Below are 22,690 nucleotides of genomic sequence, written 5' to 3' on the forward strand. Positions count from 1 at the left end.
GGGAGTTATCCCGGCTTTTTCTTTCACTTGACCCAGTCTACAGATAGTTCTTATTGATAAGCTCAGGTATCGGTAAAAATACTCTCCAAATCCACCGTTCTGTTTTTCCAATATGAAAGATTGAGACTTGCTTCGATATGGTTAAGGTGAGATTTCATGAGCTCAACAGCCTTCAGTTTGTTACCACTGGCCACCGCCTCAATAATCTCTCCATGGTCATGACACCCACAGTCTAACTGCTTCTCTCTTTGATACAACGCGATGATAAGGGAGCTTCTGGTGATCAAGTCATTGAGGATTTCAGCGAGAACCTTGTTTCCGCTCAACGTTGCTAATAGAAGATGGAAGTCGCCTGATAGCTTAATGATTTCTCGGCGATTTCCGCTTTTCTTTGCAGCTTTTTCTTTCTCTACATGCTTGGTTAACCGAAGTAAATCCGATTCCGATGCTCGCCCAACCAAGTTCTCTATAATTCCTTGCTCCACAAGTGCTCGTGCAGCCAGGACATCGCTCGCTTCTTCAAGTGTGGGCTCGGAAACACTCGCGCCTTTGTTTGGCGATATGGTCACAATCCTTCGAAGCGCGAGGCGCTGAATGGCAGCTCTGACATGATTTCTGTTAGCTCCAAAGGCTTCGACTAACTGGTGTTCCACCAGCCTTGTCCCTGGTGGCAATCGCTGATCTCCGATAGCCTGGCTAACAGCATCAATGATTCTGTTAATTTCTGTCTCTTTGTGTGATTGCCCCAGAACACCCATAGCCACCTCTAAAATTGTTAGCAATTTCAGGATTGCATATTTCTACCTTCTCGCCAACCTCTAAATTATCGGCCAAATATCACGCACTACATTAGAGAAAATCCGCACCGATTTGTTGCAATAACTAGCCAAACAAAAAGATAAAAACGAATAATTCTTTGATAATTATTACTTTACTCACTTGGCACATTATCTGCTGAATACCTCTCCAAGATTGCTAGCAATCTTTTTCAGGAGAGTAGTATGAAAGGAAAAGTGAGTCTTGTCGGCCTAACAAAGAAATACGGTGAAAGCCTCGCCGTCGACGATTTAAACCTGACAATTGAGGCTGGACAATACTGCTGCTTATTAGGTCCCAGCGGTTGTGGAAAAAGCACCACGCTTAGAATGATTGCAGGTCATGAAGCCGTGTCTTCGGGGCAAGTGCTTCTGAACAACAAAGATGTCACGCATGCCTCTCCCCGGCAGCGAGGCACGGCGATGATGTTTCAGAACTATGCGCTTTTTCCACACATGACATGCCTTGAGAATGTCGCCTACGGGTTAAAAGTCGCTGGCATCAACAAAGATGAGCGAACTATCGCTTCAAAAGAGATGCTTGAACTTGTAGGAATGATTGAGCATCAACATAAACTACCTGCCCATCTTTCCGGCGGCCAGCAGCAGCGAATCGCGCTAGCGAGAGCACTCATATGCAAACCTGACGTCATATTGCTTGATGAACCTCTCTCAGCACTCGATCCCTTTCTTAGGATCCAAATGCGCAAGGAGCTGAAGCGTATACAGCGGCAATTGGGACTGACGTTTATCCATGTTACCCATTCTCAGGAAGAGGCCTTTGCATTGGCCGACGTCGCTGTGGTGATGAAAGATGGCATTATTGAACAAAGCGGCACGCCGAAATCTATTTTCGAAAAGCCAGCTTCGGCGTTTGTTGCGGATTTTATCGGTGGTCACAATGTGATTGTTCCCAGCCCTTCTCTGTCAGATATCCCTTCACCCTTTTCTGTTCGCGCTGACCATATCGAAATCACCCCAAAGGACGAAAAATCCTGTCACGACACTATCTCAGTTGCTGCTGAAATTATCGATGTGGAGTTTCAGGCCCAGTTCTATTTCGTCGAGGCCGACATCGGTGACGGCCAGAGATGTATGTGCTTTATCCCCGAAAGCCAATTGGACCCCCTTCTTGTTACCTCCGGCCAGAAAGTTGACCTCAACTGGCGGAGGGATCAGATGAACCCTTTCAACATTACCCATTAGTTACCAAGGAAAGGAATATGAAAGACGAAAAATCTGCAATCAAGAGTCAAGATGTTACGGATAACGATGCCAACGCCCCGCAAGATAAAACGCGCCGAAAGCTCCTTAAAGGGGCTGCCGTCGCCACTGCAGCGGCAGCAAGTAGTGGCCTTATCACAGGTTTTCCTATGATCTGGGCACAGAACATCAAAAATATTACCTTGCGCCAATTTGGTACGGGTGTGTCTAACCTCAATGCGATTGCTGAGAAATGTAAAGAGGATTTGGGCTTTAATCTGCAACTCACCTCTTTGGATTCTGACAGCGTCACACAACGTGCGGTGACACAGCCTGGCTCCTATGACATCGCTGATATTGAATACTGGATTTGTAAGAAGGTCTTCCCTTCTCGCGTATTGCAGCCTTTAGACACATCCAGGCTGAAACTGTACGACAAAATATCTCCGCTTTTCATCAACGGAAAGCTGACACCGGAATCACCTATCGCACAGGGCACCGCGCCGCATACTGTAGGCTTTGTAGAAGGGCAGAATTCAACCACATTTGCCAAGTCACCCACTGACTGGATGACCTTAATTCCCACTATCTACAATGCCGACACCTTAGGTATCCGCCCAGATCTCATCAATCGTCCGATCGAGAATTGGTCAGACATTATGGACCCTGCGTTTAAAGGTAAAGCATCGATTTTAAACATTCCTTCCATTGGAATCATGGATGCCGCCATGATCTGCGAATCGATGGGCGCGGTCTCTTATGTAGACAAAGGGAACATGACAAAAGAGGAAATCGACAAGACGATTGATGTGCTTATCGAAGCCAAAAAACAGGGGCAGTTCCGCGCGTTTTGGAAATCTTTTGATGAGTCCGTCAACCTGATGGCTTCAGGCGAAGTCGTCATTCAAAGCATGTGGTCACCGGCAGTCGCTGCCGTCCGCAGCCGCGGTATTCCTTGTGTTTATCAGCCGCTGAAAGAAGGTTATCGCGCTTGGGGTGGCGGTCTTGGCTTAGCATCTCATCTTTCTGGTCTTGAACTCGATGCTGCCTATGAGTACCTCGATTGGTACCTATCAGGATGGGTCGGTGCTTACCTCAATCGTCAGGGTTACTACAGCGCGGCACCGGAAACCTCAAAAGCCTTCATGTCTGAAGATGAATGGGGCTTCTGGATTGATGGTAAAGCGGCTACCTCTGACATCTTGAGCCCAACCGGACAATTGATGGAAAAAGCAGGAGCAGTCCGGGATGGCGGTTCTTACTGGGATCGTATGGGCAGTGTTGCTTGCTGGAACTCTGTCATGGATGAAAACAAATACATGATCCGTAAGTGGAACGAATTCACCGTTTCCTAATGCGCTACGTTCAGGCTGGTTAGCGCCAGCTTACCAGCCTGATTTTTTAAGGTTTTACTATGCAATTGGCAAAACTCAAAACCAACAACAGCTACTGGCAAGCTGCTCCGCTTGCTTCCATGCTGATGGCTTTCCTAGTATTTCCCATTGTCGCTATCGTTATCGTGAGTTTTTGGGACTACAACGAGTTCTCGATCATCCCTGACTTTATCTTCGAGAACTATGAATATCTTCTGACCTCCAAGGTGACTTGGCAGGCTTATCTGCAAACGCTCAAGTATGCCTTCATCACTTGGCTACTGACGCTCACGATTGGCTTCTTTGTTGCCTACTACTTAGCGTTCTTTGTGAAAAGTAACAGCATGCAGACCATCTTGTTTCTTGTATGCACTGTCCCATTTCTCACCTCCAATATCATCCGGATGATCTCCTGGATTCCATTGCTGGGTCGAAATGGACTTATCAATAGCGGACTGCAATCTGCTGGGATTACCGAAGCGCCTTTGGATTGGCTGCTTTATAGCGATTTTGCCATCGTGTTGGCATATGTCCACCTATACACCATGTTTATGGTAGTCCCCATTTTTAACTGCATGATGCGTATCGACCGTAGCCAGATTGAAGCAGCGGTGGATGCAGGCTCAAATGGCTTCCGGGTGCTTATTGATATCATCATCCCACTGTGTAAATCCGGCATTATCATTGGCAGCATATTCATTTTCACGCTGGTAATGGGCGATTTCATTACAGTCAAAGTGATGGGAGGTGGGATTAAAGCCAATGTCGCCATCCTGATTTATAACGAGATTTCGTTGCTTCAATATCCTGCAGCGGCGGCTGGCGCAGTCGTGCTGCTGGCTACCGTTATTACCATGTTGGTGATTCTGTTTCGCTTGGTCGATATCAGGAAGGAGATATGAAATGAAAGAAAACAGAAAAGCTTTCCTTATCTGCTCGGCTTTATTTTCTCTTTTTGTTCTTTTTCTCTATGGCCCTACCGTCACCATTGCCATTCTATCCTTTCAAGGCGAACAAGGCGGCCTGACTTTTCCAATGCGCGGTGTGTCACTTCACTGGTATGCCCAGCTCTTTGAGAAGCAAGCAGTTGGCGATTTCAGTCAAGCGTTATTGCGCTCTTTAGGGCTTGGCTTTGCGGTAATGATAAGTACTGTTGTTATCTCGCTCATGGCGGGCTTGGCTTTCCGACGTCATTTCGCAGGAAGCAGCTTAATTTTCTATGTGACGCTCGCCAGCCTGATCATTCCTTCTATTCTCGTCAGTCTGGGAATTGGATTGATGTTTGATCGCTTGGGTTGGAATTCCGACTGGTACAGTTCAGGGTTTGGAGCGCACATGACGTGGACCCTCCCATTTGGCTTACTCATCATGTTTGCCGTGTTTAACCGCTTCAATCCAAGTTATGAAATGGCTTCCGATGATTTAGGTGCCTCTTCATGGCAAACCTTCCGTTTCGTTTTACTGCCCCTGCTCGCTCCCAGCCTCATTGGCGTAGGCTTGTTTGGTTTTACCCTCAGTTACGACGAATTTGCGAGAACACTGATGACATCAGGAAGCTTCAATACCCTTCCTTTAGAGTTATTTGCGATGACAACCAATGTCACTACACCTGTACTGTATGCGCTAGGCACGCTGACGACCTTCATTTCGCTGTCCCTCATCATTCTGACATTGATAGCCGTTCGCGCTTTACGCGCTAAAACACAGGCAAATCTATGATGAAGTCAGGCATGATTGAAGTGATAAACCCAAATGGCTCAGTAGAGATGACACAAAGCCTTGCCGATAGTCTGAATCACAACGCTGATACCCAATCGCTTCGCTTTCACTATTGCAAAGATTCGCCACCCAGCATTGAAGGTTTCAGCGATGGCACCAAAGCGGCTTATCACCTCACAGAGCTCGTCACTCAACTGGAATCTGACGGCAGTTCAGCAAAAGGCTATGTTGTCGCATGCTTTGATGACACAGGTGTAGATGCCGCTAGAGAGGTCAGCTCAAAACCCGTTATCGGCATCGGTGAAGCGGCAATGAAGTGTGCCACCTATCTCGGCAATTCTTTTGTGGTCATGACGACGCTGCAACGCTCAGTACCCATCATCAAAAGGAACATCGCCAATTACGGATTGAATGCCCACTGCGCTGCCGTCATTGCTTCTGACATCCCGGTGCTGAGCCTGGATTGCGACCCGGAAGCGTATGAACGCATCCTGGAGAAAGCACAAACGGCTTTATCTCAGTTTCATGGAGAAGTGCTGATTCTGGGTTGCGCGGGCATGAGTCATTGGCAGAAAAAGCTACAGGAAGAACTTGGCGTGCCTGTTATTGATGGTATGCAGGCTGCCATTGCGATGGTTGGAGCGCTCTCTGGCATAGGTCTATCCACCAGCAAGATCTGTAGTTACGCGTTGCCTGAGAAAAAACAACTGGCTGAATAAAGGCTGCATTAGCAGCCTTTCATTGGATTACTTTTTCGCTTGAGAAAACAGCTTAAAGAAGTTCTCTGTGGTGACCTTAGCGACTTCATCGCCAGATACGCCTTTCAGCAGTCCCACATATTCCGCAACTTCACGCACATACGCAGGCTGGTTCTCCTTGCCACGGAATGGAACAGGCGCCAGATAAGGCGAGTCCGTTTCTACCAGCAGTCTTTCCAACGGCAGGCGACGCACCACGTCTTTCAGTTCAGACGCCTTGTTGAAGGTAACAATGCCAGAAATAGAAATGTAGAAGCCCAGCTCAATCGCTGCTTCTGCCATTTCGTAGCTTTCGGTGAAGCAATGGAGAACACCACCGACTTTCTGCGCATTTTCTTCACGTAGAATTTGCAGCGTGTCTTCTCGTGCCATACGGGTATGGATGATCAGAGGCTTGTTCAGCTCCACCGCCAAACGAACATGTTGACGGAAAGCGTCTTTCTGCTTTTCAGCCAGTTCAGGCTGGTAGTGATAATCCAGACCTGTTTCACCAATCGCGACCACACGATCATCTGAAGCCAGTGCTTTCAGTGTGTCGTAATCAAAGCCTTCTTCTATATCCAGCGGATGAACACCACATGATGCAAACACATTATCGAACGGGCGAATCAACTCCATCATTTTTGGGAAACTTTTCAGCGTCACACCCACAGACAGTAGATAATCTACGCCGCGCTGTTTGGCGTTTTCTACCACTGCGCCTACATCAGCGTGTAAATCTTCGTAGTTGAGTTTGTCGAGGTGACAATGCGAGTCGACTAGCACGTCTTTTTCTCCGGTAGGTTTCTGACTAAAGCGGACGATTATACGATATTTGAAGCGGGATGGCTCATCATCCCGCATTATTTAGGAGGCTGTAAATTCCGTCAGCCAGCGGCTGATAAGGAGCTCACTGTTGAGGCCGGTATGCTTTGAAAGCTCCGCTTTCAAACGGTTCAAGGCCATCAGTTGTGACATGACTTTTGCCTGTGGTAAGGCCGACGCTAAGTTCTGGACAGTTTTCATATCATCACAGTGGACAATCGCTTCATCTGAGCCTTGCTGCACCTTAATGATATCCAGCATCAAGAAGCTCAGCCATTGCAGTCCTTCCTGTTGCGCCTTGACGATAAGGTCAGTGACAGAAAAAAGGCCCTGCTTCTTACTTACAAACTCAGCAAACGCATCGACTAATGCTTTGTGCTTACCGACGCTACCATCTTCAATAAATGCTTTTGCCGCTAACGGTGCCCCGCGGTTAATACGCAGCACTTGCAGAGGAACAGACTCAAACAACTCGCCTTCAACCCAACGCTTCACCACTGTTTCTTCCGGCAGCTTGGGCTTCCACTTGTTACAGCGGCTGACAACCGTAGGTAACATGGTGTCCATCGATTGTGATAGGAGAATGAAGTGACAGTGTGATGGTGGCTCTTCCAGTGTTTTCAGCAGTGCGTTGGCCGCCGCTTCACCCATTCGATCAGCGTTTTGAATCAAAATAACGCGTTGGCCTCCTAGTTGAGAGGTTTCCCACGCGTATTGATTGCCTGCACGAACTGCATCGACTCCCAGTTGCTTGCCTTCAGATTCTGGTTTCAACCAGTGGAAGTCTGGGTGCGTATCAGCATCAAACAATTGGCAGCTATGGCACATGCCGCAAGGCTCAGTGACACCGTTCTTACAAAGAATGGTTTTCGCCAGGATGGCAGCAAGTTCAATCTTGCCGCTTCCTTTAGGCGCGCTCAGAAGCACAGCGTGATGCAAGCGATCCTGACCGAGCAATTGCTGCCAGTTTTGCCAGATTTCCTGATGCCAAGGATAGAGCTTAGCCTGCATGATTCAGCCAGTTCTCCAGTGCCTTACGAATATCTGCCGATACCGCGTCGATGTCCTGCGAAGCATCGATAATCACAACGCTGTCATCAGCCTCTGCCAACTCAAGGTAACGAGCACGGGTACGATGGAAGAAATCCAGCTTCATCTTTTCAATTCGGTCCAATTCGCCACGTGCTTTCGCGCGCTGAAGGCCAATTTCAGGGTCAAGGTCAAGATACAGCGTAAAGTCAGGACGAAAGTCGCCCAGTACGGTGTCGCGAAGGTTCTGCATCAGATCCTGATCGAATCCGCGCCCACCGCCTTGGTAAGCTTGTGATGACATGTCATGGCGATCACCTACCACGCAAGCGCCTCTAGCAAGTGCGGGCTTGATGACGTTATCAACCAATTGAATGCGTGCCGCGTAAAGCAGCAACAGCTCCGCCATGTCTGTTAAAGGTTCATCAGGGTGCCCCTCTTTCACCAACGCACGCATTTGCTCTGCGAGTGGCGTTCCACCTGGCTCACGGGTGGTTTCAATGTCTGAAATACCTTGGGCTTTCAATGTCTCGATCACGTTGCGGATTGCTGTGGTTTTACCCGCGCCTTCCAGACCTTCAACGACGATAAATTTTCCGTTACTCATTGGCTTCTTAATACTTTTAAATACTCTCTCACTGCACGGTTATGCTGTGCGAGTGTTTTGGAAAACGTATGGCCACCATAACCGTCGGCCACAAAATAGAAATAAGGTGTATCAGCAGGGTTTGCTGCAGCAATGATAGACGCTTTACCCGGCATTGCGATTGGCGTCGGTGGCAAGCCAAAAATCACGTAGGTGTTGTATGGCGTTGGCGTGCGTAAATCTTTCTTACGAATGTTGCCGTCATAGCTGTCACCCATGCCATAGATGACCGTTGGGTCAGTTTGCAGACGCATTCTCTTGTTTAGGCGATTAACAAAAACAGAAGCGACTTTGCCGCGCTCTTTATCAACCGCGGTTTCTTTCTCGATAATAGAAGCGAGCGTCAACAAATCGTAAGCCGACTTGATGGGTAATTCTTCCTGACGCGAACCCCAAGCTTCATTCAGTGCCGCTTGTAACTGGGTCGCAGCACGTTTCAGGATGGAAAGCTCACTTTGACCAGCCACATAATGATAGGTCTCAGGCAGAAGCAGACCTTCTACTTTCTCACCTTCCAACCCTAATTTTTCTGCAATTTGTGCTTCAGTCAGCTCGGCAGTGTCGTGGGTCAGGTAGTCTGTTTCTGTCAACTGCTCACGCCACTCCTTGAAAGTGCTGCCCTCGACAAAGGTAATGCTGAACTGGTGCTCTTTACCAGAACGCACTAAAGCAAAGAGCTCTGCAAGACTAATATCTGGCTGAACCTGATAAGTGCCCGCTTTCAGTTTGGTCAACTCAGGATGGGTTTTCGCCGCCCAACGCGACCATTGAGAAGCATCAATGACGCCATCTGAAACCAGTTTGCGAGTGAACGAGTGATAGTTTGACCCTTCAGGTACATTCACCAACAAGGCTTCCGTCGGTTTAATATCACTGTTAACGTAATTTTCAATTTGGGTATAAGCCCAGTACGCGCCGCCGGCAGCCGCCAGCGCTAAAAACAATACAATCAGCGCAAGTTTCTTAATCACACATCCAACCTTAAGGCGATCGCGCTAGAAGCATCGAAGTCGCGGTAGTTTTTCCCTTCAAGACAGTGAACAGGCACCACACCCATTACTGCGTTTGTTATGAATATCTCGTCTGCGTCTATCAAACTGTCAGGCGTTTCCAACACTTCCCTGATGGCGTAACCCAGCGCTTGGGCCACTGAGATAACCTGAGCCCGCATAGTACCAGCAACACCTGAAGTAGTAAGTAAAGGTGTGTTCAAGGTTTGGTCAATTCGCCAAAAAATATTTGAGGCAGAGGTTTCAATGACATGTCCGTTCATGTCACAGGCAACACCATCCTCTGTGCCACAGTTTTCGACCTCTCGCTTGAGCATGACTTGCTCTAGGCGGTTAAGGTGTTTGAGGCCTGCTAATGGAGATTGGCCAATACGCTGTTCCAATAGAGACAGTGAAATGCCCGTTTCGCGCCAGGACAGATACTGTGTTGGAAATGGATGAGATGAAACCGTCACTGTTGGCTTGTTGCAACCCGCCGCACTATAGCCACGACCACCAGAGCCTCTGGACACAATGACTTTCAGTATTGCCCTTTCAGTACCTTTAAGTGAATCAGCAACAGTGTCGACCCACTGATATAACGATAACCAATCTACGCCTTCAATGTGCAGCGCAGAAACGTTTTGCTCGAGACGCGTTTTATGTCGACCCCAGTCACAAGCCTGACCATTTTTCACCAAGACAGTGGTGAACACACCATCACCGTACTGAAATGCCCGGTCACTGAAAGCTACGGTATCTACTTGCTGTCCATTTATGAGGATCATCCGTATTCCCTGCACAATAAAAAACGGCTCGGTCACAAGTCCCGAGCCGTTGCATTCTATCAAAAAAACCTTCTTCGCCAAAAAATCAGGCGAATAAAAAGACTTAGATTTTCTTGAAGATAAGTGAACCGTTGGTGCCACCGAAGCCAAATGAGTTACACAGTGCGTAATCCATCTTCACTTGACGTGCTTCATGCGGAACATAGTCAAGGTCACAGCCTTCGTCTACGTTGTCCAGGTTGATTGTTGGCGGTACTGCTTGGTCAACCAGAGACATTGCAGTAATGATCGCTTCAACTGAACCTGCGGCACCCAGAAGGTGACCCGTCATAGACTTGGTAGAAGATACCAGCGCCTTGTCTGCAGCAGCGCCAAGCGCCAAACGAATACCTTTGGTTTCAGCAACGTCACCAGCAGGCGTTGATGTACCGTGCGCGTTAACGTAACCAATTTCTTCTGGAGAGATGCCTGCATCACGGATAGCCGCATTCATCGCCAGTGCGCCACCTGAACCGTCTGCGCTTGGAGAGGTCATATGGTAAGCATCGCCACTCATACCGAAGCCAACCAGCTCACAGTAGATTTTCGCGCCACGCGCTTTAGCATGCTCGTACTCTTCGAGAATCATCATGCCAGCACCGTCACCTAGAACAAAACCGTCGCGGTCTTTGTCCCAAGGGCGTGATGCTGCTTGTGGGTCATCATTACGCGTAGACAGCGCTTTCGCTGCTGCGAAGCCGCCGATGCCAAGCTCTGTAGAAGCTTTTTCTGCACCACCTGCGACCATTGCATCAGCATCGCCGTACGCAATCATACGAGCTGCGTGGCCAATGTTGTGCAGACCAGTGGTACATGCGGTCGAGATCGCGATGTTTGGACCGCGAAGACCGTAATTAATAGAAACGTGACCGGCGATCATATTTACGATGGTCGACGGTACGAAAAACGGGCTGATTTTGCGTGGGCCTTTTTCGACATACGCACGGTGGTTCGTCTCAATCAGACCAAGACCACCAATACCAGAGCCGATGGCTACACCAATTCGGTCTGCATTTTGTTCTGTGATCTCCAGACCAGAATCTTTAAGTGCTTGCACACTTGCTGCGATGCCGTACTGGATGAACAGGTCCATTTTTTTGGCATCTTTCTTAGAGATGTAATCTTCACTGTTGAAATCATTAACCAGACCAGCAAACTTGGTTGCGAAATCGGTGGTATCGAAGTGAGTGATACTCTGGATACCGCTCTGGCCAGCCAGCAGCGCTTTCCAAGATGATTCAACGGTGTTACCTACAGGCGATAACATCCCCATGCCAGTGACAACAACACGACGCTTAGACACGATGATATTCTCCGGAGAAAGGTGTTATTACGAAATTTCGGGGTGGTAGAAAAAACTCAGGCGGTCAAGGTGACCGCCTGGGAGGATCTTGTTCTGATTACTCAGACGCGCCAACAACGTAATCAATCGCTGCCTGAACGGTAGTAATCTTCTCTGCTTCCTCGTCTGGAATCTCGGTATCGAATTCTTCTTCCAGAGCCATTACTAGCTCAACGGTATCCAGTGAGTCTGCGCCCAGATCGTCAACGAAAGATGCTTCGTTTTTAACTTCTGCTTCGTCTACGCCCAGTTGCTCAACGATGATTTTTTTTACGCGTTCTTCGATGTTGCTCATATTAATACTATTCCTTACAAGATTCGCAGATGCGATATGTGCAGTAGTTTATTCAATAACGTGGAAGTTGCAACACCCGAAATGCTGGTCAAACCACGATTTGGCTGATAAACCATCGGATTTTGACCTGAATCATTTAGAGGTGCAACTTTATTGTTTAAATCATGTACATGCCGCCGTTGACATGCAGTGTTTCACCCGTGATATAAGCTGCATCTTCTGATGCAAGGAATGCGACCGTAGCCGCAATTTCACGTGGATCACCCAGACGACCAGCAGGTACCTGAGCCAATGTCGCTGCACGCTGATCATCATTCAGCGCTTTTGTCATATCGGTTTCGATGAAACCTGGGGCAACAGTATTTACAGTAATTCCACGTGATGCAACTTCACGTGCCATAGATTTGGTGAAGCCCACAACTCCCGCTTTCGCCGCAGAGTAGTTTGCCTGACCGGCGTTACCCATGGTGCCAACCACTGAGCCTACGTTGATGATGCGACCGTTACGCTTTTTCATCATCGCACGCAGTACTGCTTTAGACATGCGGAAGATAGACGTCAGGTTGGTGTCCATAATGTCCTGCCACTCGTCGTCTTTCATTCGCATCAGAAGGTTGTCACGAGTGATACCTGCGTTATTTACCAGAATATCAATGTCACCAAACTCTTCTTTGATTGCTTTCAGTACTGCCTCAATGGACTCAGCAGAGGTTACATTTAGTGAGTAACCTTTGCCATTTTCACCCAGATATTCACTAATTGCTGAGGCACCGCTCTCAGAAGTTGCAGTACCTACAACAGTTGCGCCACGCTCAACCAGAAGTTCAGCAATTGCACGGCCGATACCGCGGCTCGCACCTGTTACAAGAGCAATTTTACCGTTCAGGTTCATCAGTTTTCGTTCCTTTATTAAACAGCCAGCTCTATCGCTGGCTGTGAATCCCAGAATTTATTGCTTAGCTGCTTCCAGAGAAGCTGAATCGTTAACTGCCGCTGCACTCAAACGCTTGTCGATGCGCTTAGCAAGACCCGTCAGTACTTTACCTGGGCCCATTTCCAGTAGCAGTTCTATGCCTTCATTTGCCATTTTTTCGCAACCTTCGGTCCAGCGAACTGGGCCGTATAGTTGACGAACCAACGCTTCTTTAATCGCTGCAGGATCAGTTTCAGTCGCTACGTCAGCGTTGTTAATGACAGGAATTGAAGGTGCAGAGAATGTCAGATCATTCAGTGCAACAGCCAGTTTGTCTGCTGCAGGTTTCATCAATGCGCAATGTGAAGGTACAGACACTGGCAGCGGTAGTGCACGTTTTGCACCCGCGGCTTTACACAGTGCATTTGCTCGCTCAACCGCTTCTTTATTACCTGCAATAACGACCTGGCCAGGTGAGTTGAAGTTAACCGGTGAAACCACCTGCCCTTCTGCCGCTTCTTCACACGCTTTCGCGATAGCGTCGTTATCCAAACCAATGATCGCAGACATTGCGCCAACACCAGCTGGCACGGCTTCTTGCATCAGTTCGCCACGCAGTTCAACCAGCTTAACGGCTTCTTTGAAATCGATAACGCCAGCACAAACCAGCGCGGAGTATTCACCCAGGCTGTGACCTGCCATAACAACAGGCTGCGCGCCGCCTTCTTGTTGCCAAACACGCCAGATAGCAACGGAAGCAGTCAGCAATGCAGGTTGAGTGCGGTTGGTTTGATTCAAATCTTCTGCTGGACCATCTTGAACCAAAGCCCAAAGATCATAACCTAGGGCTTCAGACGCTTCAGCAAACGTTTCTTTAACGATGGCGAACTTTTCACCCAGTTCTGCCAACATGCCCACGGCTTGTGAACCCTGACCAGGGAAAACCACAGCAAAGTTAGACATTATGTATTCCTTATTAATATTTGATCAGAGCTGAACCCCAGGCGAAACCACCGCCGAAGGCTTCAAGCAAAATCGTTTGGCCGCGTTGAATTCGTCCGTCGCGAACAGCTTCATCAAGTGCAGTTGGAACGGAAGCGGCCGACGTGTTGCCATGCTTATCTAGCGTGATCACAACTTGATCCATCGACATCGCGAGTTTCTTCGCGGTTGCCTTGATGATGCGGTAGTTCGCTTGATGAGGAACCAGCCAGTCAATTTCTGACTTGTCCATTTGATTCTCGTCCAGCGTTTCAGCAACGATGTTGGCCAGTTGCGTCACAGCAACTTTGAACACGTCGTTGCCTGCCATATGAAGCCATGAATCTGCTTCGACTGGGCTACCCGATTTCGCGCGCTGAGGGAACTTGACTTTCAACAAGTCGCCGAACTTTCCATCTGCACGCAGGTGCGTTGAGATGATGCCTGGCTCTTCGCTGGCACCAATTACCGCTGCGCCAGCACCGTCACCAAACAGAATGATGGTTGAGCGGTCTTCTGGATCACAGAGATGAGAAAGACGATCAGCGCCGATCACCAAAGCATTACGCGCCATGCCCGACTTCACATATTGATCAGCCACACTCAGCGCATAAACAAAACCAGAACACGCTGCTGCAATGTCAAAAGCAGGACAACCGCTGATTTCCAGCATGGCCTGCACATCACACGCTGCTGCGGGAAATGCGCTCTCGCCACTTGTTGTGGCAACAATAATCAGGTCGATGTCTTGCTTATCAATCCCTGCCATATCAATAGCCTGACATGCAGCGTGATAGCCCATAGTGGCAACAGTTTCTTGCTCACTGGCGATACGACGTTCTTTAATACCAGTACGCGCGGTGATCCACTCATCACTGGTATCAACCATTTTTTCGAGATCCGCATTTGTGCGGATTTGCGCAGGCAGATAGCTGCCTGTGCCTAGAATCTTACTGTACATGAAGACTAATAATGCCTCTCGAGTAGTACGGCTTCCAAACGGTCACATATTTTATTAGGTAGTTGCCGTTCGACTTCGTGTACCGCTTCTCCGATAGCATGTTGGAAAGCGGATATATCTGCACGTCCGTGGCTTTTAACTACAATGCCGCGCAATCCTAACAGACTTGCGCCATTGTACTGGTCGGGGTTCAGGTGTTTGAGCCGATTAAACAGCCCACCAAATAACCATTTAGCCATCAGTTTCTTAAACGGATTCGCTAGAACGTGCATTTTTAGGCTTTCTAAAAACAGTCTCGCGACGCCTTCACTGGTTTTCAGGCTTACATTGCCGACAAATCCATCACAGACAATCACATCAGCTTTCCCGGTATAAAGCTGATCGCCTTCTACATAGCCGATGTAATTAACTGCAGAGCACTGCTGCAGCATTTCCGCGCAGCGCTTAACTAAGTCATTCCCTTTGATCTCTTCTTCACCGATGTTAAGCAGTCCAACTGTTGGCTGATAGCCCAGTTGTTCTTCAGCGAGTACCGACCCCATCACAGCGAACTGAAACAAGGTGTCGGCATCAACCGAGACGTTCGCCCCTAAATCCAATAGCCAGCTTTGCTGGTTACCCATGGTTGGTAACTCAGAAATCAGTGCAGGGCGATCAATGCCTGGAAGCAATTTAAGAAGAGAGCGGGAAAGTGCCATTAATGCGCCGGTATTACCCGCGCTGACACAGGCATCAGCCTTTCCTTCCGCAACCAGTTCGAGTGCGAGACGCATCGAGCTACCTTTGCTTGAACGCAAGGCTTGCGAGGGACGTGTGTCATTGGCGATAGAAGATTCCGCATGAACAATTGAAATGCGGGGATTATTTTTTTGATCCAGCGATACGAGCTGGCGGGTGATCTCGGATTGATCACCGACGAGTACCACTTTTAACGAGGGGAAATGCAACAATGCCTGCACGGAGGCAGGCACTGTTACTTGAGGACCGAAATCCCCGCCCATCGCATCAAGTGCAATGGTTAGACCTGTCAAGGCTCAACCTTACTTGTTGATTACCTTGCGGCCACGGTAGAAACCGTCAGCAGTCACGTTGTGACGCAGGTGAGTTTCACCAGAAGTTGCATCTACAGACAGAGCTGAAGTGCCCAGCGCATCGTGTGAACGACGCATACCACGCTTAGAACGGGTTTTACGGTTCTGTTGTACGGCCATTGACCCTACTCCTCGTTACTTTGCTTTAAGTTTTTCAAAACGGCAAATGGATTCGGACGCTCATCAGCAAGCGGGATTTCCCCGAATACCATACCATCGGAATCGACTTCGCAGTCTACTTCGTCGTGCATGGCAACCTGTGGCAGAGCCACAATCAACTCATCTTCGATAAGTTGAAGCAGGTTAATCTCACCATTTTCGTCGACTAATGCCGGCTCATAAGCATCCGGTAAATTGCCAACCTGATCTTCATTGAAAACCGGGCTGTAAATAAATTCGACTTCACAATGATGCGGGAAGGCTTTCCAACAACGCTGACACTCTAAATTGACGTCGACCTTGGCGTTTCCGCGTACAATCTTCAGCCCTTGAGCATCAATGTCAAACGAAAGCTTCACTTCAGCATCACTGATTACACCTTCAGTTGCCTCAGCAATACGCTCCAGTTGCTTCACAGCGATGATGCCATCGTAGTCAAGTCGCTTTTGCGCACTTCTAAACGGGTCAACCGTTAGTGGTAGCTTTACCTTTTGCATAGGGCGCGAATTCTAGCCTCCAATGTAGCCTGAGTCAAAGAAATTTATGCCTTTACTTCTATTCAAGCGCTTCAAAAGCCCAAGAAAAAGAAAAAAGGTTACTTTCTGTTCAACAGGTACTTAGCATTATTGATCTTGAATGGGCGCCCATAGCTAAAGCTCGTCGGAAGCCCACTCGCCTCCGCAAGTTTAAAACATTACACTTGCCCGCGTATACGAATATTCTGGTAAAGGATCATCGTTAGATGAATAAACAAACAATTGTGCTGGCTTCAGGATCTAAATACCGTCAAGCATTGCTGAAAAAGCTAGCTCTCCCCTTCATCACCCATTCGCCGGATATTGATGAATCTGCTAAAGAAAATGAATCACCGACTGAACTAGTGAAACGACTTTCGTTGGAAAAAGCGCAGGCATGTCGAGATGGTCACCCAGGATCGATCATCATAGGATCCGATCAAGTTTGTGTGATCGATGGAAAGATTTTGGGGAAACCTCATACAGAAGCAAAGGCTATTGAGCAGTTAAAGGCGGCATCAGGAAAACATGTCGCCTTTTATACGGGGTTAACTTTGTTGAATGCAGAATCTGGTAACACACAAACAGACCTAGAGCCCTTTCATGTTCACTTCAGACATTTGAGTGACGAAGAAATCACACGCTATATACAAAAAGAACAACCGCTTGATTGTGCAGGAAGCTTTAAATGCGAAAGCTTGGGGATCGCACTTTTCGACAAGCTTGAAGGGCGAGACCCAAACACCTTAGTTGGCTTACCTTTGATTCGCCTATGCGAAATGCTTCGAGAGGAAGGAATCGAAGTCCTTTAGCCTTTTATACCCAAACGAATGAAGGGTGCAGGATTCAGCGAGATTGACTGGCGTTGTGATCGCTGCGTTCCTTTGTAGGTGCAGTCGCCTCCATCAAATAGGAACAACAAAGAGCAAGGCGTCAGTCAACTCACCCGAAGGGAGGGCATCTTCACGTCGTTTGGGTATATCTGCAAATGGGGCTATCACCCCACTTTCTTCTTATCTTTCTTCGACGACTAGAGAAGCGCTTCCAGAGAGTCCACAATCGCGACAGGATGATACGCCGCTAGCGTCTCCCTATCGTGGACACCCCAAGTGATACCGATCGCATCAACCCCAGCATTCAGTGCCAAATGCATGTCGTGAGTCGTGTCTCCCACCATGACAGCGTCGTTTGCCTCAACACCAAGCTGAACTAAAAGCTCATGAATCATTAAAGGGTCGGGTTTTGAAGCCGTTTCATCCGCAGTTCGTGTCGCCACAAAAAATGCGGAAGTGCCAGTATCCGCAATGGCCTTATCCAAGCCTGGACGGGATTTACCTGTTGCTACAGCTAGCAAATGCCCTCTTTGCTGCAATGTCTCCAAGAACGCAGAGCTAGAAGGATACAAGTCAATCGGCGTTTCGTTATCGACACGAAACTGCTGCCCGTAATGGCGTTTCCAGTCATCCAGCTTTTCTAAAGGTGAATCGGGATAGAGAAATTCATATCCTTTGTCGAGGCTCAAACCAATCATCTGTTTGAGCTCATCGCCCGAAAGTTCTGGTAAGCCCCCCGTTAAACGGGCTGCTTCTTCCAGGCTGGAAACGATACGTGCGACAGAATCCATCACGGTGCCGTCCCAATCAAAAATGACCAACTTATAGTTAGCTAACACGTGGCGCTTTCCTTAAACCTTCCAGTGCTCGTTCTAATTGTTTATCCATTGGGGCAGAGATATCCATCAGTTCTTCTGTGCCCGGATGGGTAAACTTAATATTGGCCGCATGCAGGAACAGGCGGCTCAGACCAAATTTCTTGGTGTATGCATCAAACCTTGGATCGCCATATCGGTCATCCCATGCCAACGGGTGACCGACATATTGTGCATGCACACGGATTTGGTGAGTACGACCTGTAATTGGGCTCGCCTGCACCAAAGTTGCCTGCTCGAACTGCTCCATCACCTTAAAACGGGTTTCAGAAGGCTTACCATTTGGGTTTACACGAACAATACTGTTCACTTCGTTTTTCAGAAGTGGTGCTGTCACCTTCTTCATAGAAGGCTTCCAGTTACCCATTGCCAATGCAAAATAGTATTTCTGCACCGTCTTCTCGCGAAATTGCGCCTGAAGGTGACGCAGTGCTGAGCGCTTTTTCGCAATCAGCAGGATGCCGGATGTATCGCGGTCGATTCTATGCACCAATTCCAGAAAACGGGCATCAGGGCGTAATGCACGCATTGCCTCAATCGCACCAAAGTGGAGGCCACTCCCACCATGAACTGCGGTTCCAGAAGGTTTATTGAGCACTAACATGTGATCGTCTTCATAAATCACACATTTTTCCAATTCCGCAACACGATTCAGTTTGGTGCTTGGTGCCTCAACCTGCGCTGTCTCTGGGATCTTGATGGGTGGCAAGCGAATAACATCGCCCGCCTGAAGCTTATATTCAGGTTTTATGCGTTTTTTATTAACTCGCACCTCTCCTTTACGGAGAACGCGATAAATCATACTTTTAGGTACGTTTTTTAGCCTATTTCGGAGAAAGTTATCGATCCGCTGGCCTGCAATGTCATCTGAAATGTCGATGAATTGCACTTTAGGTTTTTCAGTATTCATAGGGCGTAGATTCTACATTGCATCAAAGTAGTTTGCTGCAAAAAAGTGTCCCTGCTATAGTTGCGCCGTAAAGCAGAAAAGTTTGAAGCTTTTTTGCTCGCCACGACTAAAAAGTCGACAAATAGAGTAAATCTTTACCGCTTTATCTCAGACCCCTAACCGCCACTAGCACTATTTCTGAGTAGTATCTGATCCGCTGGCAGTTAGAGGTGTCTTAATCATGCAGCACTCGGCGTAAGACATGAGGAATAAAGCACCCGTTAGTTTGTTGGCACGACGGGATAAATAACCAGTGTCAAAGAGACTGTCGCCATTTGTGGCGAATAGCCGACTGAATAAACCGGATTGAATATCTTATTTCCGTATCAGTGGGTGGATAAGTAGTGCCCTGGAGCGTCCCTGATTTCCCAGCCGTGAGGTTGCATTAACATCAGACTTGGGACCTGGCAGCATTGCGTTCTTTCTCTCGTTTCCGACAACTAATAACAACAAATAATCGAGAACAATTTGATATGAAAAGAATGTTGATTAACGCAACTCAAAAGGAAGAGTTGCGCGTCGCATTGGTTGACGGTCAGCGCTTATACGATCTGGATATCGAAAGCCCTGGCCATGAATCGAAGAAAGCAAACATCTATAAAGGCCGTATTACACGTATTGAGCCAAGTCTTGAAGCAGCATTCGTAGACTACGGTTCTGAGCGTCACGGTTTCCTTCCTCTTAAAGAAATTGCCCGCGAATACTTCCCAGACAATTACAGCTACCAAGGTCGTCCAAACATCAAAGAGGTGTTGAAAGAAGGCCAGGAAGTCATTGTTCAGGTTGATAAAGAAGAACGTGGTAACAAAGGCGCAGCCCTGACCACTTTCATCTCTCTTGCGGGTAGCTACCTGGTTCTGATGCCAAACAACCCTCGTGCTGGCGGTATTTCCCGTCGTATCGAAGGTGAAGAGCGTAGCCAGCTGAAAGAAGCGATGTCTGGTCTGAAACTGCCTCAAGGCATGGGTCTGATCGTCCGTACCGCTGGTGTTGGCAAATCTGCTGAAGAGCTAGAGTGGGACTTAAACTACCTGCTCAACAACTGGGAACGCATCCAGGGCGCTGCTGAATCTAAAGCGGCTCCATTCCTGATTTATCAGGAAAGCGATGTTATCGCACGTGCATTCCGTGATTACCTACGCCGTGACATCGGTGAAGTACTGATCGACAGCGAGAAAGTTTACAATCAGGCTCGTGAGCGTATCCAGGCGACCCGTCCTGACTTCCTGAATCGCGTTAAGCGCTATGAAGGTGAAGTACCACTTTTCAGCCACTACCAAATCGAAAGCCAGATTGAATCTGCATTCCAACGTGAAGTGCGTTTGCCTTCCGGTGGTTCGATTGTTATCGACCCAACTGAAGCACTGACTTCTATCGACATCAACTCCGCTCGCGCGACCAAGGGTTCTGATATCGAAGAAACGGCGCTGCAGACAAACCTCGAAGCGGCAGACGAAATTGCACGTCAATTGCGCCTGCGTGACCTTGGTGGTCTGGTTGTTATCGACTTCATCGATATGACCCCTGTTCGCCACCAGCGTGAAGTGGAAAACCGCCTGCGTGAAGCCGTTCGTATGGACCGTGCACGTGTTCAAATCGGCCGTATTTCCCGCTTTGGTCTGCTGGAAATGTCCCGCCAGCGTCTGAGCCCTTCTCTGGCAGAAGCAAGCCACCACATCTGTCCTCGCTGTACAGGTACCGGTGTGATTCGTGATAACGAATCCTTGTCTCTGTCTATCTTGCGTCTGATCGAAGAAGAAGCGCTGAAGGAAAACACCGCTCAGGTAATGGCTGTTGTGCCAGTTCCTGTTGCTTCCTACTTGCTGAACGAAAAACGTCGTTCGGTGCAGCATGTTGAGAAGTACCACAACGTTCGCGTTATTGTTGTACCAAACGCAAACATGGAAACACCACACTTCGAAGTGGTTCGTATCCGTGGTGGCGACGAAGTGACTTCACTCTCTTACCGTTTACCAGAACAACTGGAAGCGATGCGCGAGAACGAAAGCAAGGACGAAGCGCCTGCTGAACGTGTTGTGAAGAAACGTGAAGAGCCTGCGCTGCAAGGTTTTGCTGCTCCAGCGTCTCCGGCGCCAGCGGCTAAACCAGCACCTAAAGCTGCTGAAGCGACACCTGGTTTGTTCTCGCGTCTGGTTTCTTTCATCTCTGGCCTGTTTGCTAGCGCACCGGCGGAAGAAGAGAAGAAAGAAGAGCCAAAACGCGAGTCGCGTAACCGTCGTGACCACAAGCGTTCTCAAGACCGTACTCGTCGCGGTTCTCGCAACAATCAACGCGATGAAAACGGCAAGAACACCGAACAACGTGGTGAGAAGAAGCAACAACGCCGTAAAGAGCGCCCAGAGAACGGCGAACGTTCAAATGAGCGCCCGGAAAAACAAGCTAAGAAGCAGAACCGTAAGCAAGTTGATAAGGCTGAAAAAGCAGACCAACGTCAACAGCAAGCGAAAGCGGCTAAGCCAGTAAAAGAAGATTCTCAAGCTGAGAAGCAAGAGAAAGCGGAAAAGACGGAGAAAGTGAAACAACGCCGTCAACGCCGCAAGCTGAACAAGAAAGTCCGTGTTGCTGATAACGCAGAAGAAGTAGAAGTTGCAGCGGTGAACCCACTTCACGAAATGGGTAAAGCTGTTGCAGAAGAAGCGAAAGCTGAAGCAAACACCGATGCACCAGAAGCTGTTGAAGCTAACGAAAATGGTGAGCAACGTGAAGAGAAACGTCGTAACCGCCGTTCACCTCGTCACCTGCGCGCAAGTGGTCAACGCCGTCGTCGCAGCAATCGCGAAGATGAATCTGCAACCACAGAACAAGGTCTTGAGCAGCTGGATATGATGGAAACTGCCGTTTCTATCGTTGAAAAGCGCAACAAAGTTGTTCTGAAATCTGGTGTTGCTTCTCCAGAAATGGCAATGGGTAAAGTATGGCCTTCGAAAGCGGCTCAGAAAGCTCCTGTTGTGGTAGAAGCCGTGACAGAAGCCCCTGCTGCAGACGAAGCACCAGCACCTAAGGCAGTTGCCGTTGGTGGTGTAGCCTTCCCTGAAATGGCAATGGGTAAAGTGATTGTGCGTCGTTCAGTGCCAACAGTGCTGGAAGAGAAAGCCAAGTACGAAGGTGCTGACGCCCTGAACGAAGAGCTACCTGTTGCGGTTAATGCACCTGAAGAAGAAGCACCTGCTGCTGAACCAGTTGTCGAAGCCGTTGTTGCACAGGTAGAAGCACCAAAAGCTGAAGAGACGAATGTGAAGAGTGTCATGGAAGCGAGCGAAATCCCTGCTGTAGAGGCAGAGAAGCCCGCTAAACCTGCTATTCGCATCGGTCGTGCTACGTCTCCAATGACAAAAGCGCCAGCACCAGAAAGCGCTGAATCAGCGATTGAAGTAGCCATTGCTGAATTCCGAAGCGAACGAGCTGAAACGCGCCAAGCAGGTAGCCAAACGGCAACCAACAGCGCTGCAGCCCCAGCGACAAAGCCTAACTTCCAATAAGAAGTCCGGTATAGAAAGAGCCATGCCTAGCATGGCTCTTTTTTTATGTGTTACTAGCGAATATTCATCAAACTGCCATCGCTTTGATGTCTAATCAGTTTGGGTAATTGAAG

General features: G+C 48.5%; 23 protein-coding genes. 7 read left to right on the plus strand and 16 right to left on the minus strand.

Going from position 1 to position 22,690, the window contains the following annotated elements; genetic code table 11:
- Positions 1–62 precede the first annotated feature (62 nt).
- On the minus strand, positions 63–758 hold the full coding sequence (locus GCE9029_RS07245) for a GntR family transcriptional regulator (RefSeq protein ID WP_062662172.1): 696 nt from the start codon (positions 756–758) through the stop codon (positions 63–65).
- Positions 759–1,001: 243 nt separating this feature from the next.
- On the opposite strand from GCE9029_RS07245, the gene GCE9029_RS07250 reads away from it, so the two are divergent.
- Genes GCE9029_RS07250 through GCE9029_RS07270 form a run of 5 tightly spaced genes read left to right on the plus strand, consistent with a single transcriptional unit; the run spans position 1,002 to position 5,829 of the window.
- On the plus strand, positions 1,002–2,021 hold the full coding sequence (locus GCE9029_RS07250) for an ABC transporter ATP-binding protein (protein WP_062662174.1): 1,020 nt from the start codon (positions 1,002–1,004) through the stop codon (positions 2,019–2,021).
- Between the two features lie 17 nt (positions 2,022–2,038).
- Positions 2,039–3,373, plus strand: coding sequence for an ABC transporter substrate-binding protein (locus GCE9029_RS07255; RefSeq protein WP_062662176.1), 1,335 nt, complete (start codon positions 2,039–2,041; stop codon positions 3,371–3,373).
- 59 nt (positions 3,374–3,432) lie between these two features.
- Entirely contained in the window at positions 3,433–4,293 is an 861-nt protein-coding gene (locus tag GCE9029_RS07260) for an ABC transporter permease (protein ID WP_062662178.1), read from the plus strand.
- A gap of 1 nt (position 4,294) precedes the next feature.
- Positions 4,295–5,110, plus strand: a complete 816-nt coding sequence (locus tag GCE9029_RS07265; protein WP_062662181.1) for an ABC transporter permease — start codon at positions 4,295–4,297, stop codon at positions 5,108–5,110.
- Positions 5,107–5,829, plus strand: coding sequence for an aspartate/glutamate racemase family protein (locus GCE9029_RS07270; protein ID WP_197475330.1), 723 nt, complete (start codon positions 5,107–5,109; stop codon positions 5,827–5,829). The genes GCE9029_RS07265 and GCE9029_RS07270 overlap by 4 nt, the downstream gene beginning before the upstream one ends.
- A 27-nt stretch (positions 5,830–5,856) precedes the next feature.
- Here the strand turns inward: GCE9029_RS07270 and GCE9029_RS07275 are convergent, their stop codons facing one another.
- From GCE9029_RS07275 to yceD, 13 genes are all read right to left on the minus strand, one after another.
- Positions 5,857–6,633: a TatD family hydrolase gene (locus GCE9029_RS07275; RefSeq protein ID WP_062663161.1), complete on the minus strand. Its 777-nt coding sequence runs from the start codon at positions 6,631–6,633 to the stop codon at positions 5,857–5,859.
- A gap of 81 nt (positions 6,634–6,714) precedes the next feature.
- Positions 6,715–7,683, minus strand: coding sequence for a DNA polymerase III subunit delta' (gene holB, locus GCE9029_RS07280; RefSeq protein ID WP_062662183.1), 969 nt, complete (start codon positions 7,681–7,683; stop codon positions 6,715–6,717).
- On the minus strand, positions 7,673–8,308 hold the full coding sequence (gene tmk, locus GCE9029_RS07285) for a dTMP kinase (RefSeq protein ID WP_062662185.1): 636 nt from the start codon (positions 8,306–8,308) through the stop codon (positions 7,673–7,675). The genes holB and tmk overlap by 11 nt, the downstream gene beginning before the upstream one ends.
- Positions 8,305–9,318, minus strand: coding sequence for an endolytic transglycosylase MltG (gene mltG, locus GCE9029_RS07290; RefSeq protein WP_062662187.1), 1,014 nt, complete (start codon positions 9,316–9,318; stop codon positions 8,305–8,307). The genes tmk and mltG overlap by 4 nt, the downstream gene beginning before the upstream one ends.
- Complete coding sequence (gene pabC, locus GCE9029_RS07295; RefSeq protein ID WP_062662189.1) at positions 9,315–10,124, minus strand: aminodeoxychorismate lyase; 810 nt, start codon at positions 10,122–10,124, stop codon at positions 9,315–9,317. Before pabC ends, mltG begins: the two co-directional genes overlap by 4 nt.
- Positions 10,125–10,227: 103 nt before the next feature.
- The gene (fabF, locus tag GCE9029_RS07300; protein ID WP_062662191.1) at positions 10,228–11,466 is read right to left on the minus strand and encodes a beta-ketoacyl-ACP synthase II; all 1,239 of its coding nucleotides are present in this window, start codon (positions 11,464–11,466) and stop codon (positions 10,228–10,230) included.
- A 97-nt stretch (positions 11,467–11,563) separates the two neighbouring features.
- Positions 11,564–11,800, minus strand: coding sequence for an acyl carrier protein (gene acpP, locus GCE9029_RS07305; RefSeq protein ID WP_007467184.1), 237 nt, complete (start codon positions 11,798–11,800; stop codon positions 11,564–11,566).
- 157 nt (positions 11,801–11,957) lie between these two features.
- Positions 11,958–12,692 (minus strand): 3-oxoacyl-ACP reductase FabG, encoded by a 735-nt coding sequence (gene fabG / locus GCE9029_RS07310; protein WP_062662193.1) that lies wholly within the window; start codon positions 12,690–12,692, stop codon positions 11,958–11,960.
- Positions 12,693–12,749: 57 nt separating this feature from the next.
- Positions 12,750–13,676 (minus strand): ACP S-malonyltransferase, encoded by a 927-nt coding sequence (gene fabD, locus GCE9029_RS07315; RefSeq protein WP_062662196.1) that lies wholly within the window; start codon positions 13,674–13,676, stop codon positions 12,750–12,752.
- A 13-nt stretch (positions 13,677–13,689) separates the two neighbouring features.
- The gene (locus GCE9029_RS07320; protein ID WP_062662198.1) at positions 13,690–14,655 is read right to left on the minus strand and encodes a beta-ketoacyl-ACP synthase III; all 966 of its coding nucleotides are present in this window, start codon (positions 14,653–14,655) and stop codon (positions 13,690–13,692) included.
- A gap of 5 nt (positions 14,656–14,660) precedes the next feature.
- On the minus strand, positions 14,661–15,686 hold the full coding sequence (gene plsX / locus GCE9029_RS07325) for a phosphate acyltransferase PlsX (RefSeq protein ID WP_082804294.1): 1,026 nt from the start codon (positions 15,684–15,686) through the stop codon (positions 14,661–14,663).
- A gap of 9 nt (positions 15,687–15,695) precedes the next feature.
- Positions 15,696–15,866 carry a 50S ribosomal protein L32 gene (rpmF, locus tag GCE9029_RS07330; RefSeq protein WP_002541721.1) on the minus strand — a complete coding sequence of 57 codons (171 nt, stop codon included), beginning with the start codon at positions 15,864–15,866 and terminating at the stop codon, positions 15,696–15,698.
- A 5-nt stretch (positions 15,867–15,871) separates the two neighbouring features.
- A complete protein-coding gene (gene yceD / locus GCE9029_RS07335) occupies positions 15,872–16,402 on the minus strand; it encodes a 23S rRNA accumulation protein YceD (protein ID WP_002541719.1) in 531 nt (176 codons plus the stop codon).
- Between the two features lie 245 nt (positions 16,403–16,647).
- On the opposite strand from yceD, the gene GCE9029_RS07340 reads away from it, so the two are divergent.
- The gene (locus GCE9029_RS07340) at positions 16,648–17,232 is read left to right on the plus strand and encodes a Maf family protein (protein ID WP_062662200.1); all 585 of its coding nucleotides are present in this window, start codon (positions 16,648–16,650) and stop codon (positions 17,230–17,232) included.
- A gap of 218 nt (positions 17,233–17,450) precedes the next feature.
- Here the strand turns inward: GCE9029_RS07340 and GCE9029_RS07345 are convergent, their stop codons facing one another.
- Entirely contained in the window at positions 17,451–18,092 is a 642-nt protein-coding gene (locus GCE9029_RS07345) for an HAD family hydrolase (RefSeq protein WP_082804295.1), read from the minus strand.
- Positions 18,082–19,038: a 23S rRNA pseudouridine(955/2504/2580) synthase RluC gene (rluC, locus tag GCE9029_RS07350; protein WP_062662202.1), complete on the minus strand. Its 957-nt coding sequence runs from the start codon at positions 19,036–19,038 to the stop codon at positions 18,082–18,084. Before rluC ends, GCE9029_RS07345 begins: the two co-directional genes overlap by 11 nt.
- Positions 19,039–19,559: 521 nt before the next feature.
- Here rluC and rne point away from each other — a divergent pair.
- A complete protein-coding gene (gene rne / locus GCE9029_RS07355; RefSeq protein WP_062662204.1) occupies positions 19,560–22,577 on the plus strand; it encodes a ribonuclease E in 3,018 nt (1,005 codons plus the stop codon).
- Positions 22,578–22,690 lie beyond the last annotated feature (113 nt).

It is taken from the genome of Grimontia celer (genome assembly GCF_900055185.1).
Lineage (GTDB): Bacteria > Pseudomonadota > Gammaproteobacteria > Enterobacterales > Vibrionaceae > Enterovibrio > Enterovibrio celer.